Consider the following 12,997-nt stretch of genomic DNA (forward strand, 5'->3'; position numbering starts at 1 on the left):
GGATCGGCGAGAATAGCATCGCCTGCGTTGAAGGTTTTATCTTCAACCCACTCAGCAGCGGGCAGCGATTTAGACAAGGCCGCCTTGCTCGTTGCGCAAGCCACGCGAGTAGACGATTGGCCATACGGAACTTTTTCGTAGAATCGACGAACCCGGTTCATTCATTCGATCCGTTGCGTTCTGCTGTGGCTGCATCCACCTCCTCGGCCAGCTTTTGCCACTCTTCGGCAATCTTGAGCCAATTCGCCTTATCAACTGGCGTGCGAGCTTGCAGGGATCGTAGCCGGCAGTCGTCAGCATTGTTCCGATACAGTTCGGCGTCCGTCACTTCTTCACACTCACCGAGACAGATTCCTTCGCTGTCTTAAAGCGCTCTGAAGGGTTCGTTTTGATGGCCCATCGCCACAAATTTCCTTCACCGTAATTCGTGCGTTGCTCTGAGACCAAAGTGAGTTTCAATTTCTTCACCCGAGCTTGGACGCCCATGAATGACCGCTTCAGCTCTTTGCCGATCAAGCGCGCGTCCCTTCCGGCGTGGACGAGAGACCGCAAGGCGTCGTCCTCTTCAGCCGTCCACCGGCGTGTCTTGTAGTGCGCCCTCTGAGTCGTCATTTACCCCAGCCGTCAACGGTCATGCCTGAAATTTACAACCTGGGGGACTGTTTGAGCAAGTAGGTTTGCGGACTATGAGGGGCGGTGATCCCCGTGTCGATGCGATCCACGTCGCCTGTTGGCGCGAAGCGGAAGAGCCGAGACGATCTGGCGATGTCCGTTGACGGGGGTAGACCGGAAGTGGCTGGCCGACCGTCAGACCGACGCGATTGACCCAACTCGGACGTTGGTTCTGGCCGGACAGGGGCCCACGATGCTGCTATGATGGTCATCTAGCTTCCCGAGCGGGGATGCGTCTTGAGCAGCGAGCCCGTAGAGCGGCGACTGACGGCTATCCTGGCGGCAGATGTCGCCGGTTATAGCCGCTTGATCGGTGCCGACGAGGAAGGCACGCTTGCGCAACTGAAGGCTTTCAGAAAAACGCTTGTCGACCCCACAATCGCCAAATATCGCGGCCGCATCGTCAAGACCACTGGCGACGGTATGCTGGTCGAATTTGCCAGTGCCGTCGATGCAGCGCGATGCGCCGTCGAAGTTCAGCGCGACATGGCTAGCGAGAACACGGAGATACCCCGGGCCAAGCGGATCGAGTTCCGCATCGGCATCCATCTGGGAGACATCATCATCGACGACAATGATATCTTCGGTGATGGCGTCAATATTGCCGCGCGGCTCGAAAGCATCGCTGTGCCGGGAGGCATTTCGATCTCTCGTGCTGTTCACGATCAGGTCCGTGACCGGATCGATGTGTGTTTCGACAACAAGGGCGAGATCGCGCTGAAGAACATCGCACGACCGGTGCAAGTGTTCGCGGTTTCTGACGCGAAGGAATCGAAAACGACAGTTTTGCCAGAATCGAAGCCCGCCCTTGCCCTTCCTGACAAGCCCTCCATCGCTGTTCTGCCATTCAGCAACATGAGCGGTGATCCGGAACAGGACTATTTCGCTGATGGAATGGTTGAGGACATCATCACGGCGCTGTCTCATTTAAAGGCGCTGTTCGTCATCGCCCGCAACTCGAGCTTCACCTACAAGGGGCGCGCCGTCGATGTGAAGCAGGTCGGGCGCGAGCTTGGGGTGCGCTACGTGTTGGAAGGCAGCGTTCGCAAGGCGGCCAACCGGGTGCGCATCACGGGACAGCTCGTCGATACCGCCACGGGGGCACATCTTTGGGCAGAACGGTTTGATGGTGGTCTCAGCGACATCTTTGATCTGCAAGACCAGGTGACTGAGAGCGTTGTCGGGGCGATTGCGCCAGCGGTGGAAAAAGCCGAGATCGAGCGTGCCAAGCGCCAGCCAACCGAAAGTCTCGACGCCTATGCCCTCTATTTGCGCGGTCTGGCCAGGCTTTATCAGTTTAATAGACTAGCGAACGACGAGGCATTGCATCTGTTCAACCGCGCGATCGAGCTAGACTCTGATTTTGCATCTGCCTACGGTCGTGCGGCCTATTGCTACGTCTATGCCAAGGCCAATGGCTATTTTACAAACACACCGAACGAGATTGCTAAGATGACAAGGTTTGCTCAACGAGCGGTCGAGTTAGGCAAGGATGACGCGATCGCTCTCGCCACCAGCGGGTACGCATTGATGTATGTTGCCTGCGATCTTTGGGAAGGCGCCACCTTGATCGATCGAGCGCTTGCGCTCAATTCCAATTTGGCCGAGGCATGGTCTAACGGCGGCTGGGCCAAAAACTGGCTTGGCGAGCCGGAAGCGGCCATCGAGCGCTTCGCGCGAGCTATGCGCCTGAGCCCAGTCGATCCAACGGCGGGGCGTATGCGAAGTGGGACCGCGTATGCACACTTCCTCCTGGGCCACTATGATGAGGCGGCATCGTGGGCTGCAAAAGCATTGCAGGACAATCCGGAACTTCAACCCGCATTACGCCAAGCTGCCGCGAGCCACGCAATGGCCGGACGGGCGGACCAAGCACACAAGGCAATGGCTCGGCTGCGGCAGCTCAATCCCACGCTACGTATTTCAAATCTTAAAGATGTCCTGGGCCCTTACCAGCATGCCGAAGATTTTGCGCGATACGCAGATGGACTGCGGCGAGCCGGGTTGCCCGATTGACGATCGCAGCTAATGTCCGCCGGTAGCCACGAAGATCGAATGACTTATGCTATTGGCACCTTTGAGACGTGCCCGCTCCCCTAAGAAGGTCCGTTCATCGGGGTACATCGGAAGTCGCCATGGTCCGGTCAAAACGACGCGAATGACCCGCAACAGACATCAAGCCTCCCGAGGGGCAAATGCTTGAACCCTTCGATGGTTGCCGTTTTTGCATTGCAAGAGGCGAGTGGTTGCATCACGATGTATCTGCGCGGATGTTTCGGCTAAAGGAGCAGAAAAAATGAGCGATCTTATCGTGATTGCATTCCCAACCGAGGCAAAGGCCGAGGAAGTTCGTCAGAAGCTGCTGGCCATGCAGAAGGACTATCTGATCGAACTCGGCGATGCCGTGGTCGCGGTGAAAGATGGCAAAGGAAACATCAAACTAAATCAATTAATCAATACCACAGCTGCAGGTGCGGTTGGTGGTGCTTTTTGGGGCTCGCTGATCGGCTTGATCTTTTTGATGCCGTTGGTTGGCGCTGCCCTTGGCGCAGCGTCCGGTACGCTCAGTGGATATTTGACGGATGTTGGCATTGACGACAAATGGATGAAGGAGACTGCTGCTGCCATTCAACCAGAAACCGCTGCGCTCTTCGTACTGGTGCGCAAGGTCACGGCGGACAAGGTTCTTGACCGGCTCAAAGGCGAAGGCGGTACGGTACTCAAGACTTCTCTCGACCACACCAAGGAAGCCGCGTTGCAAGCGGCCTTAGCGGAGGTCAAAGCGGCGGTACCGGCTTAGCCGCTGAATTGGGGGGATCGCTTCCGGCCTTGGGTCTTTTCGGACCTGACGCACCCTGATCGGCGATGTCCGCTGATCGGGGAAGAGCGGAAGTTCGCGGCGCGCTGTCAAAGTGACGCGATTGACCCAGAGCGGACATGTCGTGTGTCGGCTGGTAATCTGCCTTGATGATTGGACGTGAGCAAAAATCGGTAACGGCTCTAGAGTCGGCCGAACGAGGATGGCTTACTCCAGCCAGATGAGCCCGGCCCTAACGCTGTCGGTACTTCCGATTTTGTTCTCTAATTCCGGGTCTGGGTGTCAAGCTCTCCAACGATCATCCTCGCCGGGCCCAAGACGCACCTCGGCCCGGGGGAATCGATGTCTATTAGCAGAAAAATGGGCCGATGTCCGGCCAGAACCAATGTCCGAGATGGGAAAGCGGACATTGCTCAATGCAGTCTCAAAGGTGCCAATAGCTTCCGATTCCGAAAGACTTGAGGTTCGGTTGCGGTTCAGAGTTAGTTGTTCTCGTTGAAGCAGAGGCGTACAGTGGGATCGTCAACAGCGTGATCGGGAGGCAGCCTTGCGTCCTAAGAGAATCGCGTTCGCAATCGTCACGGCTTTGATAGTGTTTCTGGCAGGCGGCTCGCCCGAGGCGCAGCAAGCCACCAAAGTCTCGCGGGTTGGGTTTCTCAATCCTGTGGACCGGTCAGCGCCCCACTTCGAGGCATTCCGACAAGGACTTGCCGACCTCGGTTATGTCGAAGGCCACAACATCGCAATCGAGCCACGATTCGCGGAAGGGCAGTACGAGCGATTCTTGCCGAACTGGTCCGTCTCAACTTGGACATCATCGCCGTGACGGGTGCCGTAACGGCGCGGGCCGCAAAGAAGGCGGTCAAGAATATCCCGATTGTCTTCGCCGTCGTAGTCGATCCGGTGGCAGACAATGTTGTCGCGAATCTGGAGCGGCCTGGCGGAAACCTCACAGGCACGACGAGCTTTGACCCGCAGCAAGCTAAGAAGCAGCTCGAGTCTCCTCAAGGAGGCGATTCCTGGGTTCAAGCGCGTGGCTCTGCTGGGCGATCAAGGCGTCTCCGAGGCCTTGATTAAGGCCAGCGAGGCAGAGGCACAAGCAATGGGCCTCCAGACTCTGCGCCTCCGAGTGGCAGCGCCGAATCCGGACCTGGAAGGAGCGTTCGCTGTATTCAGGCAAGAGCACGCCGACGCTCTGCTGATACTGGAAGAACCGGTAGTAGGGGTTCATGCGAAGAGGATCGCCGAGCTAGCAGCCAGGGATCGGCTTCCCACCATCTTTGCACCGTCCCGGGTCGGCGCTGGGGGCCTCCTCGCCTATGGAACGAGCCAAGTCGAGTCGATCCGCCGCATGGCGGTGTACGTCGATAAAGTTTTGAAGGGAGCCAACCCGGGCGAGCTTCCGGTGGAAAGGGTTACGCCCTACGAGCTAATCGTGAACCTCAATACGGCGCGGGACATCGGCATCACGATGCCGCCCGAGGTGCTCAAGCGGGCGGACCGCGTGATCCAGTAGATCGGTGAGGGCCCGTAAGGCCGGAATCGAAGTGCAGCAAAGAGACACACCACAACGGACTGCAACTCCGCCAGTCCCATTTGCCCGCCTGAGCTATGAGACGAGTGCGGTGTTTCGCTGCTCTCTTATACGTCCTTCCGATCATGTTCCCAGCACGTACCGCTTTAGCGCGCGGCGAATGGACATCAACAAGCTGACCGACCAGGTCCGAAAAATGCCAAGCCTTATGCACCGCAACAGAACAGAATTCCTATTCGATCACCTCGTCAGCCCTGGCAAGTAGAGCAGGAGAAATATTGAGGCGGAGCGCCTTCGCAGTCTTGAGGTTGACGCACAGGGTAAAATGCGTCGGCTCCTCGACCGGCAAATCAGCCGGACGCGCGCCTTTGAGAACGCGGTCGGCGAGCGCCGCAGCACGCCGATAGTTCTCAGCCAAGTCGGGGCCGTACGACATTAATGCACCATCCCTGGCTTCAGGTGCAAACGAATGGATTGATGGCAGCTGGTGAGAAAGTGCCAACGCTGCGATTTCCTTGCGCCGCCCAAACATCAAATTGTCGGTAAGGAAGATGAGAGCCTGCGCACCCGAGCCTTTGGCGTCATCGAAGGCAGGCGCGAGGTCTTGCGCACCCTCCACCTCCCGGGAGAAAACCTCGACCCCCCGAGCCTGCCCCGCCTGCCGGATGACGTCGAAAATGGCGGCGTTCTCGGAAAATGCTCGGCTCCATATTACGGCGACACGCCGCGTGCCTGGAAGGGCATCGAGCAGCAGCTCCAGCCTTTTACCGCCGAGCGTCGCCTCGCTGTAAGTGACGCCCGTGAAATTGCCGCTCGGCCGGGAAAGGCTCGAAACGATCCCCTGCCTCACCGGGTCAGTGACGAATGCGAAGACGACGGGCGTTCCGACACCGGCCCGCTTCAACGCGAGGACGGCTGGCGAGGTAAGCGCTACGATCACATCCGGCTTTTTGGAAGCAAGGCCCGCTACCAGCGCGTCTAGCCGTTTGGCGTCTCCTTCCCCGCCAAGTAGTTCAATCGCTGCCGTATTGCCGTCCTCATAACCGAGCGCGCGCAATGCTTCAATCAGAAGGTGGATCGGCGTGCGATTTGGAAAGCCGCTGTGCAAGATGCTTATTTGCTTCACCGCGGCCAAAGCTGGCGTCCCGAGCAACGCCAAAAGCAATCCTGCGATCAGATAAGGCCGTCTCATTGGATCAACTCACCGCGCCCCAGGGGCCGCGTCCAGCCGCACTATGGGCCAGCAAATAGGAGATTGGAACGGGGTTGAGTAACGAAATTGCCGACCCCTCATCGACGGGCGACGTCCGTTGGGTCCTGACAGCCCCGAAACGCCACTCCGAACTGATGAAGTCGTCATCACCGTGAAGAAACGCACCCCCAGTCCGCTCGCCCAGATATTCATCAGTTCGGCGCGCGCCGTCGCAAAATCGATCTCGGATGCGATATAGCAATGTCTGCGTTTGGGCCCGCGGCAGTCTGCTCGCTCATCAATCAGTATGGCATTCGCCGCGTTGAGCTGTCGCATACTGCGCAGGTCGAATATTCGCAAATGCACCTCGGGCGTTGCTTTTTCCGGACGGGCTTTTAGTCGCTCATGGAGGCTTTCCTCTGACGGACCTTCACGCAAAGCAAGAAACCGGTGATTGGAATGATGCTTCATGCTCGTCGGACTTTGTATGGCAAGAGCCCATCCGACGCTGCCAACATCAGCTCCTTTGATAGTATCCCTTCGGGCAGTGCGATCCTTAACTCCTGCAGCGTCGCGAACGGTATGTTGAATGAGAGACCATACTGACGCAATTTGACTTTCAACATATGCGGCCGATGAGAGGCTGCCATAAGGTTCTTTTCGCAGTCAGGAGTCATGCCCACGACTCCGCAACCGACGAACTACCGCATCAATCACGGGCCCTAAGCTGGTCTAAGCGCACCGATGGAACCGTCAACCCTGGCCGAAGTTGATTGATAGGCCAAGCTCGGTGATTCTGCAGGGATGGCTATTGAGGCTTATAGTTGAGTGTATTCGTAATAGACGCCGACCAGGACGTAAATGAGCTGATCCGCACGCTTCAGGCGCGCGAGTCGGAGCTCGCTCTCATTCATCGGATTGCTGGCATTGGTGGAGTTGAAGTTGACCTGAGGGACGGATATCGCAATCGGAGATCTCCAGAATACCTAGCGATCCACGGCCTCCCCCCAACAGCCACTAATGAGTCTCATGAGAGTTGGGTTGCGCGTATACATCCCGAAGATCGGATACCGACAGAACAGCAATTTCTGGATGCTTTGGCCGGTGCGACCCAACTCTACTCGGCGGAATACCGCATCGTTAGGCCAAGTGACGGTCAGACGCGATGGGTACGCGTTGCGGCTCAAATAGAACGTGATTCGGATGGTCGGCCCGTTCGCTTAATTGGCGCGCATTTCGATGTGACGGACTCGAAACTTGCGGAACGGATTCTGAGGGAGAGCGAGGAGCGATTTCGGTCAATAGCTAATAGTGCACCTATTCCAATGTGGGTTACTCAGCTCAACGGCGAACGCTCCTTCGTGAACCAAGCTTATTCTGACTTCTTCGCACTCAGCCACGACGAGGCGCTAAAGCTCGATTGGCGCAGCCGTGTGCACCCGGACGACGCTGCCCAATTAGCAGAGCCCGAGCAATTGCGGACACTGGTACCGAACTCCAATTCTGCATCCGGCAACCCCTTCCCAGTACAAATACGAATCGCTCGGGGAAATGGCGATTGGCGATGGGTAAACGCCGTCTCTCGGCCCAGGTTCGATGAGCATGGGCATCACATAGGATTTATCGGCGTAGCACACGACATCACCGCAGAGAAGCAGGCTGAGATCGAACTTCGCGCGTCCGAAGAACGTTTTCGGCTAATGGCCGAGAACGCACCTGTGATGATTTGGATCAGTGACGAGAAGGGTAGCTGCGTTCATCTCAATCAGATGCTTCGCGAATTCTGGGGCGTTTCCGAAAAGGAGGTTCCAGCATTCGAGTGGAGCAGCACGCTGCATCCTGAAGACAAAGCCATCGTGATCGATGAAGTCGCGTCCGCTATAGAAAAGCAGAGTATGGTGTCGCTGAAAGCTCGTTACCTCGATGCGAAAGGACGCTATCGTACACTCGAAGCACGAGCGCATCCGCGATTCTCCCCGCTTGGCGAGTTTTTGGGAATGATCGGGGCAAATGTTGACGTCACCGAGCGGCAGGAAGCTGAGAAGGCTCGGGAGCTACTCGTGGACGAACTCAACCATCGCGTCAAGAACACCCTTTCAGTTGTTCAAGCGATTGCGCATCAATCCTTCAATAAGAACGTCGACCCAGTCTTGGCGCGGCGTGCCTTTGAAGGACGGCTCGTTGCACTGGGGCAGGCGCATGATCTGCTCACGCATGCAAGTTGGGAGAACGCCTCGTTGGCGGAGCTTGCTGAGCTGACCCTCGACTCGAAGGGCACAACCGCAGGTCAAATATTCCTCACGGGGCCGACGATTTTACTGTCGCCGAAACAAGCCGTTTCTCTTGCGATGGCTTTTCATGAGCTGTGTACGAATGCGAGGAAATACGGAGCGCTTTCCACCAATGACGGCCAGGTCCACGTTGAATGGACGCGAATACACGGTGCGGAGCCGCAAGTCCACATACTCTGGTCTGAAACGGGTGGACCTCCGGTTTCTGTGCCGACACGACGCGGTTTTGGATCTACGCTTCTCGAACGCACCTTAGCTGAAGATCTTGACGGACAAGTAACCGTCCAATTTGATCCGATAGGGCTTCGCTGCTCGATAGCCCTTCCCATTCCTTACGCTGCCGCCGCGAAAGCTCGTTACCTGTAGCTACTGCTTGGTCTCCTAAGACGTAATGCGCTCCCGAAGAAACCGGCCCCGGGACCGACGATGACAGCCAGCGTCTCAAGGCGCTTGTGGCAAGCGGAGCATCGGCTGCGCGCGCTGCCGCCATATTCGGCCGGTCGATCGATCACATTCGCGAACGAGCCCGGAAGCTTGGCACACCCTTCCCAACTTGAAACGACGTATCGGATCGTGAACGATCATCGTCCAATCAACTGCCAAGAACGTTTCAAACAAGGTCGAGATCAAGTAGCAGGTTCGCGTGTCACGTCCTGCTTTCGAAGAGTTGCGTCAGTTGATCAGAAGTCATTCGCTTGTAAATTTAGGCGGGGCAAATTGAGTAGCTTGAGCCGCTTCCATCGTTCTGTTGTAATATTCTTCCCGTTCTCGCTGAAATTTCTGCTGGTTTGCTCTGAATTTCTCCACTCGCCGTTTTATCATCGCGCGGTCAATCGCAAGTCTCTCTTTCGGTGATAATACCAAGGACAGTGCATCACGAAGAACCGCCTGCACACCCGCGCTTGGAATTTCTGCCTTGGGTGAATCGGAAGAGACGTCTTGAACCATCAAAAGGGTCTCGTCGATCAAGCTATTTCGTGCTTTTGGCCGTTGATCACTCACAATAATTGCCCGTTATATGCAGAAGCCCAATTTCGGAAGGGGCTGCATCAACACTTATAGTAGTTTTTCCAGTGATGGAGCAGTACCGCCACGTTGAAACCCTAGTAGGTCGAGTGAAGGCGGCTCATCGCCAGTTAGGATCGTTAAGCAGGCATGACATTGGCCTCGGTGATGCGTTTGGTGGTTGAAGAGATGAAGCAGAATGTCCGCGAGGGGTTGAGAGTGCGGCATTCCAGATGTGGTTCGATAACGATGGGAAATGGACAAACTGGCGTCGTCGTAGGTATCGATCAGTGCAATAATCCGATTGTCTTCAGCGATGCGAGCCTGAGTTAGTTCCTTGCGATTGTCATATAGAATTTCGTCAAGTTGGTTCGGATGATCGCCTTCACCCGTCAACCGCTTCATCCACAGCCGGTCAGTCAGGAGCAGATGGTTGAGGGTTGCATGAAGGCTTCCAAAGAAGACGCCGATGTGAAGTCGATACGCTTGGTCGGATAGATCAAATGCTGCAGCGTACAGGCGTGAATTGGCCCAGCGATTATATGCAGCCAATTGACGAAACTGAGTGATCACCCGGCTGCCTCCTAACTAATCATCGGCTGGAAAGGGTATTGCTGATCCTTGTTACAATCGCATCCCACTGACGCTTTTCTGATGCGGGATAGGAAATCAGCACACAGTTCACAAGACGGCCTGAGAAATTGCAGCGATTGTACCAGATATTGTCATTGCGGAAGCTGGACACTGCAAAGAATCGAGGTGTGATTTTCTTGTAGACGATGTTAGGTGGCGGGTTTTTCTTGGCCAAAAAGACAGCAGGTGAATCGCCCGCTACATTAGGAATCGACTGCACCGTCAGTTTTGCGCGACCATCCGATGTCTGAAAAAGCCGCCCGTATCCACTTTCTGGTTTTCCGGCCTCTTTCGAAAAAACCGCCGTCGGGATATCCACCACCGCGCCGCTTTCCGGAACAACGAAGCGCTGCCAGTCAACCGACTGCGCCATTGCTGCTGATGGTAACCAGACAAGCATCAGCAAGAAATAGAAGCCGCGTTTCATCAATCTTTCCCGAGTCTCGCGGCATTAATCTGGCCAGACCAGATTAGTTCCAGTTGTCTACAAAGAATAGCGCTGATAGAACCTCGGTTTTTTCCAATGACGTTACCCATGCCGCGATGTGGTATGCTTCAACCTGGATCTAGCGTGGTCTTGAGCCTCATTGGAGGGCTGCATGAGACGGCGCGATGTCATCATTCATCTCGGTGGGGCGGCTGCCGCGTGGTCACTGGCGGCGCGCGCGCAGGAAAGACCGAGAATTCCCAAGATCGGCATAATCATTCCCCGATCCGCTTTGGCAGCTATTGATAATGTTACGGCCTTCGAGGACGGCCTGCGGCAGCACGGGTACATCGAGGGCCAAAGCATCGCCATCGTCTGGCATTACGCCGATGGCAATTACGACCTACTAGCAGCCGTTGTAGATGAAATGCTTTCGGCAGGCGCGACCCTTCTTGTCGTCGGAGGTACGACACCGGCAGCAATCGTAAATAGAGCAACGAGCGTCACGCCGATCGTATTTGTTGGGGTTACTGACCCAATCGGAGCAGGTGTAGCACAAAGTCTCGCCCGACCGGGCGGTAATGCTACTGGTCTAGCCACAGCGCACGAGGAGGCATACGCCAGAAAATCCGTCGAGCTACTTAAAGAAGCACTGCCGTGGGCTTCACACATCGCCCTGCTTTACAATGTTGCGAACCCATTCAATGTGAACTTTCTGCGAGAGGCGGAACGGGTTGCCCCTTCCCTTAGGGTAAGGATCGATCCTTTTGAGGCGCGAACCGCGCAAGAATTGGATAACGCAATAAGCGCCATCTCAGGCAAACGGCCTCATGCCGTAATAGTGGCTACAGACCCATTTCTCGCCGGTCGCGTTAAGGAAATTGTGACCGCGACTACCCAACACAGGCTCCCCGCTATGTTTGGGTTCAGGGAGTATCCGCTCGCTGGCGGATTGATGTCATATGGCGCAAATCTCCCGGACATGTATCGACGGGCTGCGATGCATGTAGACCGAATCCTCAAGGGCGCAAAGCCAGCAGACTTGCCCATCGAGTTGCCTACAAAATTCGAGACGGTGATCAACCTCAAGACGGCCAAAGCGCTTGGCATTGAAATGCCGCCATCGCTGCTCGTCCGCGCCGACGAGGTGATCGAATAGGATTCGCGACTTCCGGTGTTGGCACGAACCGGACCTGCCGCGCCTTGTCGGCCATGTCTGCTGATCGGGGAAGACCGGAAGTTCGCGGAGCCTGTTAAAAGTGACGCGATTGACCCGCAACGGACATCGGCCAGCCGCAAAGTGTGCTAGTTTGAGCCTCCGATGCCCGGTCCTAAAATCCCGGAGGAGGCAATGCGACGGCGCGATTTCGTCAGGCTCCTCGGTGCGGCGGTCGCATGGCCTCTCGCAGCCCGCGCGCAGCAATCCGGCCGGGAGCTTCGGGTGCCCAACGTCGGTATCCTCAATTATGCCGCGGCTGATGATGCGCTAGTAACAGAATTCCGAGGTGCGCTTCGAGAGCTCGGACACATCGATGGGCAAACGGCCACAATTACCTATCGTTGGGCCGACGGACGCTTCGAGCGTCTACCAAGCCTTGCTGCCGAACTGGTCGCGAGCAAAGTTGACGTGATCATCGCGTTGGGACCTGCAACCTGGGCTGCGAAAGCCGCAACGAACACTGTGCCGATCATCATCGCGTTCAGTGGAGATCCCGTGGGGAACGGGGTAGTGTCGAACCTCGCGCGGCCAGGCGAAAACATTACCGGCTTTTCCTATATGTCGACCGATCTGGCCGCCAAACGCCTCGAAGTTCTGGGCCGAGCATTTCCAAAAAACGGACGCATTGGCATCCTTTACAACCCAGCTGAGCCTGCGACGACGCTGGAAATGCGAGAGACCGAGGCTGCTGCTCGGACTCTCGGCGTGACGCTCCAAGCGTTGGCGGCCCGGAATCTGGACGAGCTGAGTGAGTGCTTCGACACAGCCGTCCGCGAGCGCGCCGATGCATTGATCGTATTCACCCACGGGTTTGCGGTTTTGAATCGGAAACGCATTGTCGAGTTAGCCGCCCAGCGGCGTCTACCCACCATGTACGGTTGGCGCGAGTTCGTCGATGAAGGTGGGCTGATGTCATATGGTCCCAACGTGCCCATCATGGTGCGAAAAGCGGCTAGCTATGTCGATCGCATCATAAAGGGGGAGAAGCCCGGCAATCTGCCCATTGAGCAACCCGCTCGGCTTGAACTGATAGTGAACCTCAAGACTGCCAAGGCTCTCGGCTTTGACATCCCACCGACATTGCTGGCCGTCGTAGATTCGGTGATCGAATAGTTTGCGAGTTTTGATATTGGCACCTTTAAGACATGCCACCGCCCCCGACGATGTCCGTTGTTCGGGGAAGACCGGAATTGGTCACCAGAGGGT

The 12,997-nt window shown here is 56.4% G+C and carries 12 protein-coding genes; 7 read left to right on the forward strand and 5 right to left on the reverse strand.

The annotated features are described in order from the left end of the window. Positions 1-157 precede the first annotated feature (157 nt). Positions 158-328, reverse strand: coding sequence for a hypothetical protein (locus JQ597_RS37200; RefSeq protein ID WP_212270345.1), 171 nt, complete (start codon positions 326-328; stop codon positions 158-160). Between the two features lie 581 nt (positions 329-909). On the opposite strand from JQ597_RS37200, the gene JQ597_RS37205 reads away from it, so the two are divergent. From JQ597_RS37205 to JQ597_RS37220, 4 genes are all read left to right on the forward strand, one after another. Then, a complete protein-coding gene (locus JQ597_RS37205) occupies positions 910-2,688 on the forward strand; it encodes an adenylate/guanylate cyclase domain-containing protein (protein WP_249148472.1) in 1,779 nt (592 codons plus the stop codon). A 280-nt stretch (positions 2,689-2,968) separates the two neighbouring features. Continuing rightward, entirely contained in the window at positions 2,969-3,472 is a 504-nt protein-coding gene (locus tag JQ597_RS37210) for a DUF1269 domain-containing protein (RefSeq protein WP_212270346.1), read from the forward strand. A gap of 840 nt (positions 3,473-4,312) precedes the next feature. Next, on the forward strand, positions 4,313-4,567 hold the full coding sequence (locus JQ597_RS38195) for an ABC transporter substrate binding protein (protein WP_349628941.1): 255 nt from the start codon (positions 4,313-4,315) through the stop codon (positions 4,565-4,567). Continuing rightward, positions 4,458-5,006, forward strand: coding sequence for an ABC transporter substrate binding protein (locus JQ597_RS37220; RefSeq protein WP_212270347.1), 549 nt, complete (start codon positions 4,458-4,460; stop codon positions 5,004-5,006). Before JQ597_RS38195 ends, JQ597_RS37220 begins: the two co-directional genes overlap by 110 nt. A gap of 250 nt (positions 5,007-5,256) precedes the next feature. On the opposite strand, the gene JQ597_RS37225 is transcribed toward JQ597_RS37220, so the two are convergent. After that, entirely contained in the window at positions 5,257-6,216 is a 960-nt protein-coding gene (locus JQ597_RS37225) for an ABC transporter substrate-binding protein (protein WP_212270348.1), read from the reverse strand. Between the two features lie 824 nt (positions 6,217-7,040). Here JQ597_RS37225 and JQ597_RS37230 point away from each other — a divergent pair. Further along, positions 7,041-8,873 carry a PAS domain S-box protein gene (locus JQ597_RS37230; protein ID WP_212270349.1) on the forward strand — a complete coding sequence of 611 codons (1,833 nt, stop codon included), beginning with the start codon at positions 7,041-7,043 and terminating at the stop codon, positions 8,871-8,873. 321 nt (positions 8,874-9,194) lie between these two features. Here the strand turns inward: JQ597_RS37230 and JQ597_RS37235 are convergent, their stop codons facing one another. From JQ597_RS37235 to JQ597_RS37245, 3 genes are all read right to left on the reverse strand, one after another. Continuing rightward, the gene (locus JQ597_RS37235; protein WP_212270356.1) at positions 9,195-9,476 is read right to left on the reverse strand and encodes a hypothetical protein; all 282 of its coding nucleotides are present in this window, start codon (positions 9,474-9,476) and stop codon (positions 9,195-9,197) included. Between the two features lie 87 nt (positions 9,477-9,563). Next, complete coding sequence (locus tag JQ597_RS37240; protein WP_212270350.1) at positions 9,564-10,085, reverse strand: DinB family protein; 522 nt, start codon at positions 10,083-10,085, stop codon at positions 9,564-9,566. Between the two features lie 19 nt (positions 10,086-10,104). Then, the gene (locus JQ597_RS37245) at positions 10,105-10,572 is read right to left on the reverse strand and encodes a hypothetical protein (protein ID WP_212270351.1); all 468 of its coding nucleotides are present in this window, start codon (positions 10,570-10,572) and stop codon (positions 10,105-10,107) included. Positions 10,573-10,744: 172 nt separating this feature from the next. On the opposite strand from JQ597_RS37245, the gene JQ597_RS37250 reads away from it, so the two are divergent. Both JQ597_RS37250 and JQ597_RS37255 read left to right on the forward strand, forming a co-directional pair. After that, positions 10,745-11,731, forward strand: coding sequence for an ABC transporter substrate-binding protein (locus JQ597_RS37250; RefSeq protein WP_212270352.1), 987 nt, complete (start codon positions 10,745-10,747; stop codon positions 11,729-11,731). Between the two features lie 192 nt (positions 11,732-11,923). Then, on the forward strand, positions 11,924-12,904 hold the full coding sequence (locus tag JQ597_RS37255; RefSeq protein ID WP_212270353.1) for an ABC transporter substrate-binding protein: 981 nt from the start codon (positions 11,924-11,926) through the stop codon (positions 12,902-12,904). Positions 12,905-12,997 lie beyond the last annotated feature (93 nt).

The organism is Bradyrhizobium sp. AUGA SZCCT0177 (assembly GCF_018130125.1).
Classification (GTDB): Bacteria; Pseudomonadota; Alphaproteobacteria; order Rhizobiales; family Xanthobacteraceae; genus Bradyrhizobium.